Below are 17,328 nucleotides of genomic sequence, written 5' to 3'. Positions count from 1 at the left end.
CTGATGTGCTGGAAAGGTCGGATGGATCACAAGGAAAAACGGCGCCCCGAGGGACGCCGTTCTCCAGACGAGAGCCATTGACGCAACAACCGGTGGCTCCAACCGGCACTACTCTAGCGCGTCCCACCTTCAGATCGAATCACCAAGAATCGCAAAACGCGTTTGATACCAATGCGCTAATCTGGAGATCCGCTCCGACCGGAACGCATTTTGCTTCAGTAACGATCCCAGCGATGATAGGGCCGGTAGACGGGATGACCCCAGTAGTGGGGATGATAGCCGTAGCTATAGCCATACCCATAGCCATAGCCATAGCCGTAGACCGGGCGGCGGTTGGGTACGCAGCGACCCCAGGGATTGGGGTGCCAGCCCGGGCCGCAGCCCCAGCGTACATCCTGGACCAAAGGCGAGGGAGCCGGCGCTGCCGGGCCCAGCGGCATGGCTGAGGAGGTCTCGACGGTAGCAGTCAGGCCGGCAACAGCGAGCGCGGCTGCAAGGATGGTCTTGGTGGGGAAATTCATCGGTACCCTCACTGACATTACGGTGAGGAACTATGGCACGGGGCGACTGAACGAGGCTTGAGTGTGCCTGTCATCGCTCGTTCAGGAATGTTTCTGATTATTTCTCGACGCGGTCCCACCCATTGGGGCCGAGGCGCTCCTGGGGAAGGAAGCGGCCCTTATAGGCCATCTTCCGTGAGCCTTCGACCCAGTAGCCCAGATAGAGATAAGGCAGGCCCATGGTCTTGGTGCGCTCGATATGGTCGAGAATCATATAGGTGCCGACGCTGCGCTCGGCCATCTCCGGCTCGTAGAAGGAATAGACCATCGACAGGCCGTCCGCGAGGATATCGGTAAGGGAGACGCCGATCAGCGGGCCCTCGCCCTGGCGGTTGAGCGGCAGGTCCTTGCCGGTGAGCCGGTATTCCACCAGCCTTGTGTTCACATGGGTGTCCTCGACCATCATCGCATAGTCGAGCACCGTCATGTCGGCCATGCCGCCATCGGCATGGCGCTGGTCGAGATAAGCGCGGAAAGTGGAATATTGCTCGGATGTCGGCGTGGCGCTTCGCATATCCGAGACGACATCCTGGTTATCAGTCCAGGTGCGACGGAAGGACTTGCTGCGGACGAAATCAGCCACAGGCACGCGTATGGACACACACGCCTTGCAGTTCTCGCAAGCCGGGCGGTAGGCGATGGTCTGCGAGCGGCGAAAGCCGCCATGGCTCAGCACGTCGTTGAGCCGAGCAGCGCGCTCGCCGATCAGGTGGGTGAAAACCTTGCGTTCCTGCCGGCCCTTCAGATAGGGGCAGGGCGAGGGGGCAGTCAGATAGAATTGCGGTGAGTCCCGAATTTCTATGCTCAACGCCACGCTCCTTGCGAATTCGGCAAGCGTACCACTGGCCTGCGCCGACTGCCAGCATCTCGTACAGATTTGAACGCATTCTGCCCTGTTGATAGCCTGATCGGGCGGTGCCCGGGACGCTGGGTCAGACCTGGCGAGGGCCACTTTCCGCATAGCCGAGCAGACCGCCGGGGCGGAAGATCAGCATCACCACCATCACGACCATCACCGCGACGTCGCGATCCCCGATGGGCAGGTAGGCCTGCCAGATCATCTCGAAAAGGCCGAGCGCAAGGCCTCCCAGGAGGGCACCTCCCACCGAGCCGATGCCGCCGATCACGGCCGCGACCAGCCCCTTGAGGCCGATCAGCACGCCGCCATAGGCGTCTGTGCCGCCATAGGTGGCGGTCATGATGAAGCCCGAGAGGCCGGCCAGCGCTGAGGCGAGGGCAAAGGTCTGGCTCAGCATGCCACGGCTGGAGATGCCCATGAGGTTGGCCATCAGCGCATCGTCGGAGATGGCACGCCAGCGCCGGCCGAACTCGCTGACATGCATCAGCCTGGCAACCAGCAGCGCGAGCAGCGTGGCGCCGAGCCCGACGCCGATCTGCATGGGCGTGACGTTGACGATGAAGCCTTCTGCCTTGACCAGCGGGATGGGCATGGCGTCAATCGGCGGGACCCAGCGATTCTCAGGTCCTTCCAGCAGCCGCATGAGCTCGCGCATGATGGCGGCGACGCCAACGGTCGCGATCAGGATGGATTGGCCGCTCCGGAAGGCAAGAGGAGCGAAGACGAGGTGCTCGACTACCTTCCCGGCAAGCACCGTCAGCCCCACTCCGAACAGGGCTGCGAGGAAAAGGTTGAGGGCCAGGGAGTTCGAACCGAGCGCCAGCATGGTCAGCACCGCTGCGACGCTGACGATGCCGCCGAGGGCGGCGAAGTCGCCGAAGGCGAGATTGATGCGCCCGACCAGGCCGAAGATGAGTGCGTAGGCGACGGCGATGAGCATGGTCATCGCCATGTTCGGCAAGCCGTTGGCGACGCTTTGCAGGAGATAGGCGAGCGCCTTGGGCACCTCGGGCACATTGGCTTCGGTATCGCCCGGACCGGGATCGGCAGGGTAGGACAGGTCGTGGCGATCGAGCCAGTAACGGTTGAGGATGTGCAGCTTCATCGGCGAGAAGATCTCGGTGGGTGTCGAGAGGATCTTCAGTTCGACGGCCTTGTCGTTTCTCTCGTTCGGGCCGAAGCCGCAGAGCACGAAGGAGGGGCTCGTCTGGCCGTGCTGGGTCAGGCGATAGTCGATCCGCACCATATAGGGCGGCGGCGCCGGGCTGACTTTCGTGACGTAGATCTTCTCCGCATCGAGATTGACGGCCGGCAAGGTCTGCCGGCAGATGGTCACTTGTTGCCGATCGAGCCCATCGCCGCAGGAGACAAGACAGATGGCCAGGAGGATCAGGGCGACAAGGCGTTGAATCAAAGCGGCTGCTATCGGGACAGTCTTGCGGATGCCATGATCGATGCGCTTTCGTGGGGCAGGGCGCAAGCCTATCTTGGCTTTATCCTATCCTCTGTTGGTTCGGTGAATCGTGATGCGCGACAACAAGCCTGGTGTAACCATCGTCTATTGCCGGCAGTGCAACTGGATGCTCAGGGCTGCCTGGATGGCGCAGGAACTGCTCTCCACGTTCCAGGAGGATCTGGGCGAAGTCACCTTGGTGCCAGCGACGGGCGGGGCCTTCCGCATTGAATATGAGGGCGTGGAGATCTGGGAGCGCAAGCGCGACGGCGGTTTTCCCGACGTGAAGACGCTCAAGCAGCTGGTGCGCGATCGGCTCGACCCCGAGCGGGACCTCGGCCATAACGACAGGTAGCGACTAATGCGACCATTCGATCTGCTTGAGGTCACGACGACCGTCGACAACGCGAACAATCTGCACGCCGCCAGCGATCTCCCTGTAGAATGCGAGCCACTTTTCGACAATGAGAACTCGCGCTCCCTCGCCAATCTCAGGGCGTTGTGCTCCCAGACGGGGTTGATCGCGCAATAGATCGCAACGATCGCGGATCAGGTCCAGGATTCGGTCTGCCGCCACCTCGTCATGGGCGGAGATGTCGCGCCAGATCTTTAGGAGATCTTCCTTCGCAAGCTTCGAATACCGCACAACCCCCACAGATTAGGCCTTTGCGGCGATACGGACCCGAGCCTCGTGTTTTAAGGCGTCAAAATCTATCTCGCCAGCGTCCCCGCTGTCGACGCCTTCCTGCCAGGCGCGGCGCAGCCAGGCGAGATCTTCGGCCTGCTCATGTTTTTCCAACAAGCGAAGGGCTTCGCGGACAACCTCGCTGGAAGAGGTGTAGCGGCCCGTTTCGACTTTAGCCTTCACGAAGCGGGCCAACTCTTCAGTGAGGGAGACATTCATATTCATATTGGCTGCTCCAACTGTCAGGAGTATAGGCGCGATAACAGACTGTAGCAAAGTTTGTTATCGACGCAGCAGCGATCACCTGAAAGGAAAGATCCTACTTTTCCTTCCTCAGGTACTCCGCGACCCGTGGTGCGAAATAGGTGAGGATGCCGTCTGCGCCAGCGCGCTTGAAGGCGGTGAGGCTTTCCACCATCGCCTTTTCGCCGTCGATCCAGCCATTCTGGGCGGCGGCCATGATCATCGCGTATTCGCCCGAGACCTGGTAGGCGAAGGTCGGGCGGCCGAAGGTCGATTTCAGGCGGGCGACGATGTCGAGATAAGGCAGGCCCGGCTTGACCATGATCATGTCGGCGCCCTCGGCGAGATCGAGTTCGGCCTCGCGTACGGCTTCGTCCGTGTTGGCATAGTCCATCTGGTAGGTGCGCTTGTCGCCCTTGAGCGTACCAGAGGAGCCGACTGCCTCTCGGAAGGGGCCGTAGAAGGCCGAGGCATACTTGGCCGAGTAGGCCATGATCTGCACGTCCATGAAACCGGCCTCGTCCAGGGCCGCGCGGATGGCGCCGACACGTCCGTCCATCATATCCGAGGGCGCGATGATGTCGGAGCCGGCCTCGGCCTGCACCAAGGCCTGGCGTACCAGCAGAGCGACGGTCTGGTCATTGAGGATCCGGCCGCCCTCCAGGAGGCCGTCATGGCCGTGGGACGTGTAGGGATCGAGCGCAACATCGGTGAGGAGACCGATATCCGGCACCTCTGCCTTGATGGCGCGGCAGGCGCGGCAGGTGAGGTTCTGGGCGTTGAGCGCCTCGCTGCCGGTGGGATCGCGCAGGTCCGGGTCCGTGTAGGGGAAGATCGCCACCACGGGAATGTCCAGGGCGAGGGCGCGTGCCGCCTCCTTCACCGCGATATCGACGGTGACGCGATCGACGCCGGGCATCGCCGCAACGGGCGTGCGCGTGTTGACGCCGTCCTGCACGAAGATCGGCCAGATCAGGTCATTGGTGGTGAGCACATTCTCCTTCACCAGCCGGCGCGCCCATTCGCTCTTGCGATTGCGCCGGGGACGCTCGATGAGATCCAGCCTCTCCCTGGCTGGAGCGGGGGCTGATTTGAGCGGGGTGACGGAGGAGGGCATGACAGTCTCTTGCAGCGCGTTGGTTGAGCTGGTTTTAACACATCCCAGCGCTTGCGAAGAGGGCGTCATGTCACACCCCCGGGAACTCCCGGTATTTGCTCTCCGGCGTGCGCCCCGCTAGAACAGCCGCCTGCAACGAGGCATGAAATGAGTGATATCGAGTTTGACCGCGACGGTCCGCCCTACGGCGCCTATCTGTTGTGGTTCATGCGCGCTGCCGCTATTTTGTGGATGGCGAAGGGCATTATCCACTGGTGCCTCATCCTTGGGATTGGCCATGCCGATCCCGACCGATTCCTCGGCATGCCGGTGCTGACCCAGACCGCCGTTATCTTCTTTGCCGTATTCGATCTCGTCGCCGCCGTCGGCCTGTGGATGGCGACGACGTGGGGCGGGGTGATCTGGCTGATCGCCTCGGGCGGCTATTTCATCATCTCGCTGTTCCGCCCGGAGATCTTCGGGAGGCAATATGCGATGATGACCACCATCGGCGTCCTGATTGTCCTTTATGTCGGCTTGGCGTATTTTGCCTCCCGCGAACGCCAGCGCCATTGAGGCCTCAGCGCGTATCGGGGTTGTTGCAACAATGTCACGATGCGGTGGGTAAAGCTCGCTTCCGGGTGATTTAGCCGGCTCCTTGCCACAATTGTCCCGGTTTTGCCGCTTTCTGCCGATAGGCCTCGCCTCAGGTTTAGTACACATATCCCTGTCGGGAACGGGTACAGAGTGCTGCTCTGGTCGCGGTTCGTTTACCTTCCTGGTGTATTACCTGCGGCAATTCATGGCTGCGGGGGATTGCCGATACGGTAGGCGCGTGGCGGAAGCAGGCTTTGACTGCAGGATTGGATCAATATGTCTCATTTTTCTCGCCGCGATTTTCTCTCCACCCTGGCGTTGGGAGCCGCGACGACTGCTCTCGTTCGTCCCGCACTTGCCGATGACCTTGGCCTCGGCCAGATGGAGATGAAGGAACGCTACGATTCCGTTGCGAGCCCCATCGCGGCCGCGACGAGTTCCTCACCCACCTTCTCGCCCTATACGCTGCAGGCAACCCAGAACGCGCTGGCGAAATATAGCGAGCTGGCCGCGCAGGGCGGGTGGCCGCAGGTGACCGGCACTGGCCGCCTCCAACTCGGCGACCGCAATGCCGACGTGGTGTCGTTGCGCCAGCGTCTGATCGTATCCGGCGACCTTGCCCCTTCGCTCGGGGGCTCGCCCGTGTTCGATTCCTATCTCGACGGCGCCGTGAAGCGCTTCCAGTCCCGCCACGGCATCCTCGCCAGCGGCGTGGTCGGCGACACCTCGCGAGCCGCCCTCGCCATTCCGATCGACATCCGAGTCAAGCAGCTCCAGATGAACATCGTGCGCCTGCGCACCATGGGCAATCTCGGCAATCGCTACATCATGATGAACATACCGGCGACGGAACTCGAAGCCGTGAACAATGGCGTTGTCGAGCAGCGCCACAACACCGTGATCGGCAAGCCGGACCGCCCCTCACCGATCCTCTCCACCGTGGTGCAGAACGTCAACTTCAACCCGTTCTGGACGGTGCCGCTGTCCATCATCAAGAAGGACCTGATCCCCCTGATGCAGAAGGAGCCGACCTATCTGGCCGAGCACCATATCCGCATCTATAACCCCCAGGGCCAGGAGATCCAGCCCGACCAGATCGACTGGAATACCGACGAGGCGACCCGCATGCGCTTCACCCAGGATCCGGGCTTCGGCAACTCGCTCGGCCAGGTACGTATCAACATCGCCAACCAATACGGCGTCTACATGCATGACACGCCCTACAAGTCGGTGTTCGGCTCGGAATATCGCTTCGACTCCTCGGGCTGCGCCCGCGTGCAGGACGTGCGCGAACTCTGTGCCTGGATCCTGCAGGGCACTGAATATACCCGCGACCGCATCGACGAGGTGATCCGCGCGGGTGACCGTATCACCGCGCTCCCAACAGCCAAGGTGCCGGTGTTCTGGGCCTACATCACCGCCTGGGCGACGCCGGAAGGCCTCGTCGAGTTCCGCGACGACGTCTACAACAAGGACGGCTATGCCAACCTGGCCGTGGTGACCAAGGAAGAGCAGGGCTGACCTCGAAGCGCGGACGGCCTGCCCGCCTCTTGTAACCGTAGGAAAATTCCGGCGCCGCAGGTTTTCTTGCGGCGCCTTTTTATTTGGACGTCACGCCCTGCGTGGGCGCGGCCGATCCCTGGGACCGCAGGCGTCTCGCCTGCTCTTAGAATCGGGACAGTTCAAGATGCAGGCGCGACGCCTTCGGTCCCAGGGCGCCTCCACTGTGCCCGCCAATCACACTTTAGTCGCTTGCAGACATGACTTTCGGCTGCAACTTGGGTATGTCGTCTGCCTCCGATCCAACAAGGCCGCTCCCGATGAATGACGCCCGCTCCGCCACCCCGTCGAACAGCTTCTTCGCCGCCGATCTGCATGCTGCCGATCCGGAGCTGGCGCACACGATCGATCTCGAACTCGGCCGCCTGCGCGATCATATCGAGCTGATCGCCTCGGAGAACATCGTCTCGCGCGCCGTGCTGGAAGCGCAGGGCTCGATCATGACCAACAAATATGCCGAGGGCTATCCGGGCCGGCGCTATTATGGCGGCTGTGAGTTCGTCGACATGGCCGAGAACCTGGCCATCGAGCGCGTCAAGAACCTGTTCGGTTGCGCCTATGCCAATGTGCAGCCGAATTCCGGCAGCCAGGCGAACCAGGGCGTGTTTCTCGCGCTGATGAAGCCGGGCGATACCTTCATGGGCCTCAACCTCAATGCCGGTGGCCATCTCACCCACGGCTCGGCCGTGAACATGTCCGGCCGCTGGTTCAATGTGGTGCCCTACAACGTGCGCCCGGACGACCATCGCGTCGACATGGACGAGGTGGAGCGCCTTGCCCATGAGCACAAGCCGAAGCTGATCATCGCCGGCGGGTCGGGCTATGCCCGCCATTGGGATTTCGCTCGCTTCCGCGCGATCGCTGATGCCGTGGGCGCCTATTTCTTCGTCGACATGGCACATTTTGCCGGCCTGGTGGCGGGCGGGGCCCATCCCTCGCCGTTCCCGCACGCCCATGTCGCGACTTCGACCACCCACAAGACCCTGCGTGGCCCGCGTGGCGGCATCATCCTCACCAATGACGAAGACATCGCCAAGAAGGTCAATTCCGCCGTATTCCCGGGCTTGCAGGGCGGCCCCCTGATGCATGTCATCGCCGCCAAGGCGGTCGCCTTCGGCGAGGCGCTGCGTCCGGAGTTCAAGACCTATGCAAGGCAGGTCGTCGAGAATGCCGCCGCGCTCTCCGACAATCTCAAGGCCAATGGTTTCGACATTGTCTCCGGTGGCACCGACAACCATCTGATGCTGGTGGACCTGCGTCCCAAGAACCTCACCGGCAATTTCGCCGAGAAGGCGCTGGAGCGGGCCCACATCACCTGCAACAAGAACGGCATTCCCTACGATCCGCAGAAGCCGATGGTCACCTCGGGCATCCGCCTGGGTACGCCGGCGGCCACCTCGCGCGGCTTCGGCGTCAAGGAGTTCCAGGAGGTCGGCGATCTCATCACCGAGACGCTGGAAGGGCTTGCCAAGAACGGTGCCGACAACAATGGCAGCGTGGAAGAGACGGTGCGCGCCAAGGTCAACAAGCTGACCGCGCGCTTCCCGATCTATTAAGCTGGGAGCGCGGACGTCCTCATCCGCTCTTCCTCGCCGACAAACGCCACGCTTCCAAGAGCGGACGAGGACGTCCGCGGTCCCAGGAACTGGCGCTTCCAAGACGCAATGCCTGCGTCCTTATGACGGACTAGCGGAATGAAATGCCCCTATTGCGGCGCGCCCGACACCCAGGTGAAGGATAGCCGGCCCACCGATGACGGAACCTCGATCCGCCGCCGCCGCGTCTGTTCGGATTGCGGCGGCCGGTTCACCACATTCGAGCGCGTGCAACTGCGCGAGTTGACCGTGGTGAAGCGCTCGGGCCGCAAGGTGGCTTTCGACCGCGACAAGCTCTCGCGTTCCATCGAGACGGCGCTGCGCAAGCGCCCCGTCAGCGAGGAGCGCGTCGAGCGTCTGGTCAACGGCCTAGTGCGGCAGATCGAGTCGCTCGGCGAGAGCGAAATCACCTCCGAGCAGATCGGCCGCATCGTGATGAAGGGGCTGAAAGCCCTCGATGATGTCGCATATGTGCGCTTTGCCTCGGTCTACCGCAATTTCAACGAAGCCAAGGATTTCACCGCGGTGCTCGACGAACTCAGCAGCGAGGACGAGGCGAAGGACGGCGCCGAACCGCTTTGACAGAGCAGCCCTGCGGCTTTGCGGGTTGAACCGGAACCCGCGCCTGTCTATTTGGTCTTCGACCTTTCCGGCGGATACTGACCAATCGTGACAGCGCCCTTCCTTCCCTCAGCCATCGAGGCCTTGCGCCGGGACGAGCGCTTCATGCGCGCGGCGCTGGCGATGGGGCGGCGCGGCCTCGGGAATACCTGGCCGAATCCGGCGGTCGGTTGCGTCATCGTGCGCCGCGTCGGCGATGCCGAAGTCGTCGTCGGGCGCGGCTGGACCCAGCCGGGCGGGCGTCCTCATGCGGAGACGCGGGCGCTTGCCGAGGCAGGGCCTCTGGCCAAAGGCGCCACCGCCTATGTCACTCTCGAACCCTGTTCCCACTATGGCCGCACGGGCCCTTGCGCGGACGCGCTCGCGCGTGCAGGCGTGGGGCGTGTGGTCGGCGCCTTGCGCGATCCCGATCCCCGCGTGGGCGGCCGCGGCTTCGACATGCTGCGCCGGTACGGCCTCGACGTGACCGAGGGCGTGCTGGCGGATGAAGCTTTTCAGGCGCATGTCGGGCACATCACACGCGTGACCTTCGGCCGCCCGGCGGTGGCCGTGAAGATCGCGGTCTCCCTGGACGGCAAGCTGGCCGGCCCGGGCGGCAGGCCGGTGAAGATCACCGGCCCCGACGCCAGCGCGCGTGTCCATCTCATGCGTGCCCAGAGCGATGCCATTGCAGTCGGCATAGGCACGGTACTGGCCGATGATCCCATGCTGAATGTGCGCCTGCCGGGGATGGCCGCCCAGTCGCCTCTGCGCATCGTCTTCGACTCCAACCTGCGCATCCCGCTTGCCTCGAAACTGGTGCGCACGGCACGCGAGACGCCCCTCTGGGTGATCGCTCGCGCCGATGCGCCGGTTGAGCCCGAAGGGGCGCTCGTGGCAGCGGGCGTGGAAGTGATGCGCATAGGCTGTGCCGCCGTGCCGGCCACAGCTACGCCTTCACTTGATCTTGGCGAAGCGCTGCGGCTCCTCGGCACGCGCGGCATCACCCGCCTGATCGTCGAGGCTGGCCCGCGTCTTGCCGCCGCGCTGATCGAGCACGACCTGATCGAGGAATTCGTGCAGTTCTCCTCGCCCGAGCCGATCGGGGAGGGCGTGACCGCGCTTACCCCGGAACTGCTGGCGAAAATCGACGCGCAACTCCCCAACCTGGCCGCAAGAATGGCCGGGCGTGATACCATGACCATTCAACGCAGGAGCTAAGGCCCCATGTTCACCGGCATCGTCACCGACATCGGCGAGATCATCTCGCTCGAGGACCATGGCTCGGCCAAGCGCATCGCCATCGCCTGCGGTTATCCCCTCGACTCGATCGCCATCGGCGCGTCCATCGCCAATGCGGGTGTATGTTTGACGGTAACCACCCTGGCAGCGCGGGGGAACAAGGATACGGTGTTCACCATCGACGCCTCCTCCGAGACCATCGAGCGCACGACGATGGAAACCTGGCGGGTTGGTGACAGGGTCAATCTGGAGCGCGCCTTGCGTATCGGCGACGAGCTTGGCGGCCATATCGTCTCCGGCCATGTCGATGGCGTCGCAGAGATCGTCTCGCGCAAGGATCAGGACGGCACCTCGCATTTCGTCTTCCGGGCGCCGACGGAGCTTTCCAAATTCATCGCGCAGAAGGGCTCGGTGGCGCTGGACGGCACCTCGCTCACCGTCAATCACGTAGAGGGCGACGATTTCAGCGTGATGATGATCCCGCATACCCTGGCCGTCACCACCTGGGGCGACGCCAAGGTCGGCGACAAGGTCAATATCGAGATCGACACCATGGCCCGCTATGCCGCGCGGCTTGCGGATGTCGCCGCCGGGCGTTAGTGAACGCGCCACCAGTTAGATTGAGCAGCCGGATTATCCGGGCTGTCTTCCTTCCAAACAAAGAGACCCGTTATGGCCGGCCCACGCCGTTCTTCCGAAACCGCTGATACCCAGTTCGGTGGCCCGATTGCGCCTCACATCCTGATCGTCGAAGCGCGCTATTATGACGAGATCGCCGACGGACTGCTCACCGGCGCCACCGGCGCGATCAAGGCGGCCGGCGCTACCTTCGATGTGATCACCGTGCCCGGCGCGCTCGAAATTCCCTCCGCCATCGTCATGGCGCTCGACGCTGCGGCCCAGCGCGGCCGCGCCTATGACGGCGCCGTGGCGCTCGGCTGCGTGGTGCGCGGGGAGACCACCCATTACGACATCGTGGCCGGCGAAAGCTCCCGCGCCTTGATGGACATCTCCGTGCAGCGTGCCCTTCCGCTTGGCAACGGCATTCTGACGGTCGAGAATGATGAGCAGGCGCAAGCGCGCGCCAGCATTTCGGAAATGAACAAGGGTGGCGGCGCCGCCGACGCAGCCCTTCACATGGTTGCGCTCAAGCGCCGCTTGCATGGGGTCGAGGCATGAGCCGGGCGCAAAAACGCTCCGCCGCGCGTCTTGCCAGCGTCCAGGCGCTCTACCAGATGGACATCCGCGGCAGCAGTGTCGTGGAAGTCCTGGCGGAGTTCGAGAGCCACTGGATCGGCCAGGAGATCGAAGGCGTCGAATATTCGCCGGCAGAAGAGGGCTTCTTCCGCGATATCGTCGGCGGCGTGGTGCGCGAACAGCGCACGATCGATCCGAAAGTCGACCAGGCTCTTGCCGATGGATGGCCGCTGAAGCGGGTCGACGCCATCATGCGCGCCATCATGCGCGCGGGCGTCTACGAATTGTCGCATCGCCGCGACATCCCGCCCAAGGTGACGATCTCCGAATATGTCAACGTAGCCCACGCCTTCCTCGACCGCGACGAGGCCGGCATGGTCAACGCCGTGCTCGACAAGATCGCCAAGGCGGAACGCAGCGACCACCTGCAGGCATCGTAAGTCCCGGGATCGCAGGCATCCTGCCTGCTTCCGGGAAACGCTGCGCTTGTGGGAAAGATGCAGGCAGGATGCCTGCGATCCCAGGGGCATCCATGGCCAGCCTCACCGAAGACCAGTTGATCAGCCGCTACTTCGCGCCACTCGCGGCCGACAGTGGCGCATGCGGTCTCACTGATGATGCCGCCACGCTCAGCGTGCCCGAGGGCCAGCACCTCGTGGTCACCACCGATGCACTTGTCGCGGGGGTGCATTTCCTCCCCGATGATCCGCCCGATCTCATTGCCCGCAAGTCCCTGCGCGTGAACCTTTCCGATCTCGCGGCAAAGGGAGCCAGGCCGCACGCCTATACGCTCTGCCTCGCCTTGCCGGAGGGCTGGCGCGAGGAGTGGCTTGCGCGCTTCGCCGAGGGGCTCAGGCAAGATGGCGCTGAATTCGGCTTTGCCCTGCTCGGCGGCGATACGGTGAAGACGCCGGGACCGCTGACCATCGCAGTCAACGCCTTCGGCTTGACGCCGACTGACCGCATCCCCCGCCGCGGCGGTGCGCAGCCGGGCGATAGCCTCTATATCTCCGGCACGATCGGAGACGGCGCCCTTGGGCTGCTGACACGGACCGGGCAGGGGGGGCTCACCGATCTGGAAGTAGAAGATCGCGACTATCTCACCGGGCGCTACCTTCTTCCCCAACCTCGAGTCGGGCTCGCGTCGGCCGTGCTCGCGTATGCCTCCGCCTCAATGGATATCTCGGACGGCTTCGTGGGCGATCTCACCAAGCTGTTGGGCGTTTCAGGGGCCTCGGCCGATGTCGAGCTCCAGGCCGTGCCGCTATCCAATGCCGCGAGACACGCCTGTGCCCTCGATCCGGTGCATTTCGACAGGGCCCTCACTGGCGGCGACGACTACGAGATTCTCTGCGCCGTGCCTCTTGCCGAGCGGAGCAGCTTCGAGGGCATGGCGCGAGCCTTCGGGACGACGGTGACGCGGATCGGCACGGTGACGTCTGGCGACCACCCGCCGCGTTTCCTGGGCGCGGATGGCCGCGAAAAGAGCTTCGAGCGCGGCAGCTTCAGCCATTTTTGATTGGGTCATGGGGCGGGTCTTCAGACCCGCCCCCCGATTGCGATCACTTCGTAGCCAGTGCCTTCGCGAGATCCTCCGGCAAGGTCAGCCGATAGGCCAGCACCATGGTGTCGTTGGTCAGGCCGGCATCATAGGCCGAGCCCTTCATCATACCCTTGGTGGTCAGGAAGTCGTTGTCGTTGCCGATGAACAGGAAGGCGTCGTTCGGCGCCGCCGGGTCGAGAGCCGGCACCAGCGTCATTGCTTCCCACTTCTCTCCAAGCGTCAGGTCGTTGGCCTTGGGATTGTCGATGTTCATGCCGAACTTCCCGAGCTGGGTGGTGTTCAGCATGTTGACCAGCACCTGAGACTTGGCCGGCGTGATCGAGGCATCGAGCACGTCCTTGCCGTCTTTCTCCGGCGCGATCGGCTTCACGCCGGTCTCGTATTCCGTGCCTGCGAGATTGGTGGCGCCGGTGGTGTCGACGACCAGCACGGCCTTGACCATTTCGGGGGCCTTGCAGCTGCAGCCGTGGCCGGTACTGTCGCGAGCGAGCAGCAGGAAGCGGTGATCGTCGAGAGCGACCATCTCGCTCTGGGCAGCAGTTGAATCAATCTTGCCGTCGCCCTTCTTGGAGTAGACGGGCAATTCGACGGTGTAGACGGCCTTCGGCGTCTTGGGCAGCGGATCGGCGGAGATGTCGTAGACGTAGATGCGGGTGACGGCGCGGTTCTGCTGGCCCTTGGCGCCGCTATCCTGCAGCGTGGCGCTTTGCAGCACGGCCAGCAGCGTCTTGCCGTCCGGCGTGATCGAGGCCGCTTCCAGGCCCTGATTGTTGCGGCGACCGGTATCGGGTGCATCGAGCGAGGTGTAATTGATCTTGCCGCCCTTCATCGGCACGAGCGCAGGGCCTGGCGGGATCAGGCCCTTGAGCTTGCCGTCGGGACCGAAGAGATAGAGGGCGGCGGCATATTCATCGCCGACATAGAAGCTGCCATCGGCGCGATAGGTCAGCGCCTCCGCATCGAAGGAGAGCGAGCCTGCGCCGAGAGAACCGGCGGCTGGGATAGGCAGCGTGTAGCCATCCATCACCACGGTGTTCGAGCCCGGATCGGCGCCGGTGGTGGGCTTGCCGTCGAGACCGGTGAGGAACACCGCCTTGTCGTCGAGCGGCTTCAGGACGATCTGCGACTGCGAAGATGTCGCGGGCGGCAGATCCGGGCCGGAATAGGGTGTGAAGCTGAGGTCGAAGGCCAGGACGCGGCCCTGATAATCGAAGAACAGGTTCTTGTCGGGATCGTTGTAGCCGCGATCGGGCAGGGAGTAGAGACGTCCGCCATAACCGGTGGCGGTCTTGGTCCAGCTCCTGGGGTCGATCGCCATCGAGGAGAAGGAGCCGAGCGAATCACTTCTGGCATCCTTTAGGTCGGCACTCAGGCGGCCGATGCCCACCAGTCCGTGATTGATGAAGGTGCCGCCGGCGAAATCGATCTTGTCATCGCCGGCATTCGTCGAGACGAAGGGCGCCTTATAGGCCAGCGGCTCAGCCTGCGCAGCGATGGGCAGGGTCGCAGCGGCGACGAGAAGGGCAATTCTGAGTAGGCGCATGGTTTCCTCGCTGGGCGGCTCGCATCTGGCTTCCTTGGCAAGTCGCCGTGACAGGGACATGACAATCCTTGCGTGTACGGGGGGGTTGCCCGTCACCACAATACGTTCAGATTGCTGGTCTTGCCTCTTCCCCCAGCGCTCCCGCCACGCGGGCCAGGAAGGCCCTCGTGCGGTCCGACTTTGGGGCGGTGAAGAAGACCTCCGGCGGCGCTTCCTCCACGACCTTGCCTGCGTCCATCATCACCACCCGGTCGGCAACCTCGCGGGCAAAGCCCATCTCATGGGTGACGACGATCATAGTCATGCCGTGGCGGGCGAGTTCCTTCATGACCTCGAGGACCTCGCCCACCATCTCCGGGTCGAGCGCGCTGGTCGGCTCGTCGAACAGCATGAGCGTCGGCTTCATCGCCAGCGCCCGCGCGATAGCGACGCGCTGCTGCTGCCCGCCCGAGAGCTGGGCCGGGTAGGCGGCCGCCTTGTCGCCGAGGCCGACCCGGGTCAGCAGGGCCATCGCTTCGGCCTGAGCCGTCGCCTTGTCGACCCCCAGCACCTGGACCGGCGCCTCGGTGATGTTGCCGAGCGCTGTCAGATGCGGGAAGAGGTTGAAGCGCTGGAACACCATGCCAATCTCACGGCGCTGGCGGGCGATGTTGCGCTCGCTGTCCTCGATGAGCCTCCCTCGCGCCTCGCGATAGCCGATGAGGTGGCCGTTGACCATGATCCGGCCCTTCTGGATCTTCTCCAGATGGTTGATGCAGCGCACGAATGTCGTCTTGCCCGAGCCCGAGGCGCCGACGATGACCACGACCTCGCCGCGCTTCACGGTGAGCGAAACACCTTTGAGCACCTGAGCCGGGCCGAACCATTTCTCGACCTCCTCGGCCTCGACCACCCATTGCGAATTGCCCTGGTTCATGGCATGCCTCCGAACCTTCCCGCCAGGAGCGAACGCCGCACCAGCTTGCTGCGCGTCTCGGTGAAGGGCGTGCTGTAGCGCTCCTCGATGAGGTGCTGCAGGAAGCCCCACAACGTCGTCAGCGACAGATAATAAAGCGCCACCACGGAATAGAGCTCGAACACGCGGAAGGTCGCCGAAGTCACCATCTGCGTCGCCAGCAGGAGTTCCGGCACGCCGATGACGCTGAGCAGGGTGGTGCTCTTCAGCATCGAGTTGAAGTTGTTGCCGAGTGGCGGAATGATGACGCGCGCCGCCTGGGGCAGGATGATGCGGCGAAGCAGCAGCCCCGGCGTCATGCCGAGCGATTTGGCCGCTTCCGTCTGGCCCCGGTCGATCGAGTTGATGCCGGCACGAATGATCTCACACATATAGGCCGCCTCGTTGAGGCTGAGCGCAATGATGCCGGCCTGCACATTGCCGGGCAGGACCAGGAAGCCAAGATCGATGTCATGGAAGTGTATGACGTTGGCGGCCGCCAGCGCCGTATAGATGAATACGATCTGCACAAGCAGCGGCGTCCCGCGCATCACCCAGACATAGAAACCCGCGAGCCACTGCAGAACCCGCAGCCGCGACAGCCGACCGAGTGCGACGAAGAGGCCCAGCGACGTGCCGATGAATTGCGAGACGACGCTTATGCTGAGCGTGAGCCAGAGCCCGTGCAGGTAGATGCGGCTGGGCTCGAGCAGATAGTGAAAGAAGACGCTCCAGTTGAAGATCATCGGCCGGACCTCACAGGGCGTCCCGCTCGATGCCCCATGTCTTCAGGATGTTCATGTAGGTGCCGTCCTTGTGGACCGCGTCCAGCGCTTGGGCGAAGGCGGTTTCGAGATCCTTCTCGTCCTTGCGGAATGCCGCGCCGATGATGGTGCGCGAGAAGGGCTCGCCGGCGATCTCGAAGAGGTCGGGTGCCTGCGTGAAATAGTAGCCGGCGGTCTTCACGGTGGTGCCGTAGGCGTCGACCTGGCCGACGCGCAACGCCTGGAAGGCGTCGGTATCTTTCGGGAACACCACGATCTGCGCCGGCGCCTTGTTCGCGCCTGCCAGTTTCTTGTTCTGGTCCTCGATCAATGATTGCACCGTCGTGCCATTCTGCACGGCAACCTTCTTGCCGGAAAGGTCATCGAGGGTCTTGATGCCGGCCGGATTGCCCTTGAGCACCACCATGGACTCGCTGGAATTGAGGTAGTCCACAAAATCCACCACCTCCCGGCGCGCCGGTTTGTCGTAGAGCTCGGACATGATCATGTCGCACTGCCTGGCGACGAGGGCGGGAATGATGTCGTCGAAGATGACGTACTTCCATTCGGTGGCGACACCCCACTGCTTGGCGATGGCGTTGCCGAGATCGACCTCCGCGCCCACCAGCGTGCCGTCTTCCTTGTAGAAGGAGAGTGGCGGCGAGCCGATATCCGCGCAGATCACCACCTTCTTGGCCGCTGCGATGGCAGGCGGCGGCGTGATGGCCTGGGCTTGGGCGGCCTGTACCAGGCCGACGGACAGGATTGCTCCGGCAAGGAGGAGGAGTCGGGAACGCATACAAGGCAAGAGGGCACGTGGGACGCACATGTTGTGA

The 17,328-nt window shown here is 63.5% G+C and carries 20 protein-coding genes; 10 read left to right on the top strand and 10 right to left on the bottom strand.

Annotated features, from left to right (window positions below; all coding sequences use genetic code 11):
• Window positions 1-215: 215 nt before the first annotated feature.
• The 3 genes from ACMDCR_RS20400 to ACMDCR_RS20390 form a co-directional block, all read right to left on the bottom strand.
• On the bottom strand, window positions 216-521 hold the full coding sequence (locus tag ACMDCR_RS20400) for a GCG_CRPN prefix-to-repeats domain-containing protein (RefSeq protein ID WP_413988370.1): 306 nt from the start codon (window positions 519-521) through the stop codon (window positions 216-218).
• Between the two features lie 97 nt (window positions 522-618).
• Window positions 619-1,368, bottom strand: coding sequence for an arginyltransferase (locus ACMDCR_RS20395; protein WP_413988369.1), 750 nt, complete (start codon window positions 1,366-1,368; stop codon window positions 619-621).
• 124 nt (window positions 1,369-1,492) lie between these two features.
• A complete protein-coding gene (locus tag ACMDCR_RS20390) occupies window positions 1,493-2,833 on the bottom strand; it encodes a branched-chain amino acid ABC transporter permease (protein ID WP_413988368.1) in 1,341 nt (446 codons plus the stop codon).
• A gap of 112 nt (window positions 2,834-2,945) precedes the next feature.
• Between ACMDCR_RS20390 and ACMDCR_RS20385 the strand changes: the two genes are divergently transcribed.
• Window positions 2,946-3,227, top strand: a complete 282-nt coding sequence (locus ACMDCR_RS20385) for a SelT/SelW/SelH family protein (RefSeq protein WP_413988367.1) — start codon at window positions 2,946-2,948, stop codon at window positions 3,225-3,227.
• Window positions 3,228-3,230: 3 nt separating this feature from the next.
• On the opposite strand, the gene ACMDCR_RS20380 is transcribed toward ACMDCR_RS20385, so the two are convergent.
• The 3 genes from ACMDCR_RS20380 to hemB all read right to left on the bottom strand — a co-directional run bounded on the left by ACMDCR_RS20380 (window position 3,231) and on the right by hemB (window position 4,917).
• On the bottom strand, window positions 3,231-3,518 hold the full coding sequence (locus tag ACMDCR_RS20380; protein WP_413993678.1) for a type II toxin-antitoxin system RelE/ParE family toxin: 288 nt from the start codon (window positions 3,516-3,518) through the stop codon (window positions 3,231-3,233).
• Between the two features lie 12 nt (window positions 3,519-3,530).
• A complete protein-coding gene (locus ACMDCR_RS20375) occupies window positions 3,531-3,782 on the bottom strand; it encodes a type II toxin-antitoxin system ParD family antitoxin (protein WP_413988366.1) in 252 nt (83 codons plus the stop codon).
• Between the two features lie 94 nt (window positions 3,783-3,876).
• Window positions 3,877-4,917 carry a porphobilinogen synthase gene (gene hemB / locus ACMDCR_RS20370; RefSeq protein WP_413988365.1) on the bottom strand — a complete coding sequence of 347 codons (1,041 nt, stop codon included), beginning with the start codon at window positions 4,915-4,917 and terminating at the stop codon, window positions 3,877-3,879.
• Window positions 4,918-5,064: 147 nt separating this feature from the next.
• On the opposite strand from hemB, the gene ACMDCR_RS20365 reads away from it, so the two are divergent.
• From ACMDCR_RS20365 to thiL, 9 genes are all read left to right on the top strand, one after another.
• A complete protein-coding gene (locus tag ACMDCR_RS20365; protein WP_413988364.1) occupies window positions 5,065-5,472 on the top strand; it encodes a DUF6163 family protein in 408 nt (135 codons plus the stop codon).
• Window positions 5,473-5,769: 297 nt separating this feature from the next.
• The gene (locus tag ACMDCR_RS20360) at window positions 5,770-7,014 is read left to right on the top strand and encodes a L,D-transpeptidase family protein (RefSeq protein ID WP_413988363.1); all 1,245 of its coding nucleotides are present in this window, start codon (window positions 5,770-5,772) and stop codon (window positions 7,012-7,014) included.
• Between the two features lie 299 nt (window positions 7,015-7,313).
• Complete coding sequence (gene glyA / locus ACMDCR_RS20355; RefSeq protein ID WP_413988362.1) at window positions 7,314-8,609, top strand: serine hydroxymethyltransferase; 1,296 nt, start codon at window positions 7,314-7,316, stop codon at window positions 8,607-8,609.
• A 138-nt stretch (window positions 8,610-8,747) separates the two neighbouring features.
• On the top strand, window positions 8,748-9,230 hold the full coding sequence (nrdR, locus tag ACMDCR_RS20350; protein ID WP_413988361.1) for a transcriptional regulator NrdR: 483 nt from the start codon (window positions 8,748-8,750) through the stop codon (window positions 9,228-9,230).
• A 144-nt stretch (window positions 9,231-9,374) separates the two neighbouring features.
• A complete protein-coding gene (ribD, locus tag ACMDCR_RS20345) occupies window positions 9,375-10,469 on the top strand; it encodes a bifunctional diaminohydroxyphosphoribosylaminopyrimidine deaminase/5-amino-6-(5-phosphoribosylamino)uracil reductase RibD (protein WP_413993677.1) in 1,095 nt (364 codons plus the stop codon).
• Window positions 10,470-10,475: 6 nt separating this feature from the next.
• Window positions 10,476-11,090: a riboflavin synthase gene (locus tag ACMDCR_RS20340; protein ID WP_413988360.1), complete on the top strand. Its 615-nt coding sequence runs from the start codon at window positions 10,476-10,478 to the stop codon at window positions 11,088-11,090.
• Window positions 11,091-11,162: 72 nt separating this feature from the next.
• On the top strand, window positions 11,163-11,669 hold the full coding sequence (locus ACMDCR_RS20335; protein ID WP_413988359.1) for a 6,7-dimethyl-8-ribityllumazine synthase: 507 nt from the start codon (window positions 11,163-11,165) through the stop codon (window positions 11,667-11,669).
• Window positions 11,666-12,127, top strand: coding sequence for a transcription antitermination factor NusB (nusB, locus tag ACMDCR_RS20330; RefSeq protein ID WP_413988358.1), 462 nt, complete (start codon window positions 11,666-11,668; stop codon window positions 12,125-12,127). Before ACMDCR_RS20335 ends, nusB begins: the two co-directional genes overlap by 4 nt.
• Before the next feature lie 92 nt (window positions 12,128-12,219).
• Window positions 12,220-13,206: a thiamine-phosphate kinase gene (gene thiL / locus ACMDCR_RS20325; protein ID WP_413988357.1), complete on the top strand. Its 987-nt coding sequence runs from the start codon at window positions 12,220-12,222 to the stop codon at window positions 13,204-13,206.
• A 43-nt stretch (window positions 13,207-13,249) separates the two neighbouring features.
• Here thiL and ACMDCR_RS20320 read toward each other — a convergent pair whose 3' ends face one another.
• The 4 genes from ACMDCR_RS20320 to ACMDCR_RS20305 form a co-directional block, all read right to left on the bottom strand.
• Complete coding sequence (locus ACMDCR_RS20320; protein ID WP_413988356.1) at window positions 13,250-14,794, bottom strand: esterase-like activity of phytase family protein; 1,545 nt, start codon at window positions 14,792-14,794, stop codon at window positions 13,250-13,252.
• A gap of 106 nt (window positions 14,795-14,900) precedes the next feature.
• Window positions 14,901-15,710 carry an amino acid ABC transporter ATP-binding protein gene (locus ACMDCR_RS20315; protein WP_413988355.1) on the bottom strand — a complete coding sequence of 270 codons (810 nt, stop codon included), beginning with the start codon at window positions 15,708-15,710 and terminating at the stop codon, window positions 14,901-14,903.
• Window positions 15,707-16,474 (bottom strand): amino acid ABC transporter permease, encoded by a 768-nt coding sequence (locus ACMDCR_RS20310; RefSeq protein ID WP_413988354.1) that lies wholly within the window; start codon window positions 16,472-16,474, stop codon window positions 15,707-15,709. Before ACMDCR_RS20310 ends, ACMDCR_RS20315 begins: the two co-directional genes overlap by 4 nt.
• Before the next feature lie 10 nt (window positions 16,475-16,484).
• Complete coding sequence (locus ACMDCR_RS20305) at window positions 16,485-17,291, bottom strand: ABC transporter substrate-binding protein (RefSeq protein ID WP_413988353.1); 807 nt, start codon at window positions 17,289-17,291, stop codon at window positions 16,485-16,487.
• Window positions 17,292-17,328: the final 37 nt, after the last annotated feature.

This window comes from Labrys okinawensis (assembly GCF_047345005.1).
Classification (GTDB): Bacteria; Pseudomonadota; Alphaproteobacteria; order Rhizobiales; family Labraceae; genus Labrys; species Labrys okinawensis.
This window is presented reverse-complemented; position numbering and strand designations above follow the sequence as displayed.

Excerpts from the sequence above, each read along its gene's own strand:
- hemB (WP_413988365.1), bottom strand. The coding sequence starts at position 4,917 with ATGCCCTCCTCCGTCACCCCGCTCAAATCAGCCCCCGCTCCAGCCAGG.
- ACMDCR_RS20340 (WP_413988360.1), top strand. The coding sequence starts at position 10,476 with ATGTTCACCGGCATCGTCACCGACATCGGCGAGATCATCTCGCTCGAG.
- ACMDCR_RS20365 (WP_413988364.1), top strand. The coding sequence starts at position 5,065 with ATGAGTGATATCGAGTTTGACCGCGACGGTCCGCCCTACGGCGCCTAT.
- ACMDCR_RS20305 (WP_413988353.1), bottom strand. The coding sequence starts at position 17,291 with ATGCGTTCCCGACTCCTCCTCCTTGCCGGAGCAATCCTGTCCGTCGGC.
- ACMDCR_RS20375 (WP_413988366.1), bottom strand. The coding sequence starts at position 3,782 with ATGAATATGAATGTCTCCCTCACTGAAGAGTTGGCCCGCTTCGTGAAG.
- glyA (WP_413988362.1), top strand. The coding sequence starts at position 7,314 with ATGAATGACGCCCGCTCCGCCACCCCGTCGAACAGCTTCTTCGCCGCC.
- ACMDCR_RS20315 (WP_413988355.1), bottom strand. The coding sequence starts at position 15,710 with ATGAACCAGGGCAATTCGCAATGGGTGGTCGAGGCCGAGGAGGTCGAG.
- ACMDCR_RS20335 (WP_413988359.1), top strand. The coding sequence starts at position 11,163 with ATGGCCGGCCCACGCCGTTCTTCCGAAACCGCTGATACCCAGTTCGGT.
- ACMDCR_RS20360 (WP_413988363.1), top strand. The coding sequence starts at position 5,770 with ATGTCTCATTTTTCTCGCCGCGATTTTCTCTCCACCCTGGCGTTGGGA.
- thiL (WP_413988357.1), top strand. The coding sequence starts at position 12,220 with ATGGCCAGCCTCACCGAAGACCAGTTGATCAGCCGCTACTTCGCGCCA.
- ACMDCR_RS20400 (WP_413988370.1), bottom strand. The coding sequence starts at position 521 with ATGAATTTCCCCACCAAGACCATCCTTGCAGCCGCGCTCGCTGTTGCC.
- ACMDCR_RS20385 (WP_413988367.1), top strand. The coding sequence starts at position 2,946 with ATGCGCGACAACAAGCCTGGTGTAACCATCGTCTATTGCCGGCAGTGC.
- nrdR (WP_413988361.1), top strand. The coding sequence starts at position 8,748 with ATGAAATGCCCCTATTGCGGCGCGCCCGACACCCAGGTGAAGGATAGC.
- ACMDCR_RS20310 (WP_413988354.1), bottom strand. The coding sequence starts at position 16,474 with ATGATCTTCAACTGGAGCGTCTTCTTTCACTATCTGCTCGAGCCCAGC.
- ACMDCR_RS20320 (WP_413988356.1), bottom strand. The coding sequence starts at position 14,794 with ATGCGCCTACTCAGAATTGCCCTTCTCGTCGCCGCTGCGACCCTGCCC.
- ribD (WP_413993677.1), top strand. The coding sequence starts at position 9,375 with ATGCGCGCGGCGCTGGCGATGGGGCGGCGCGGCCTCGGGAATACCTGG.
- nusB (WP_413988358.1), top strand. The coding sequence starts at position 11,666 with ATGAGCCGGGCGCAAAAACGCTCCGCCGCGCGTCTTGCCAGCGTCCAG.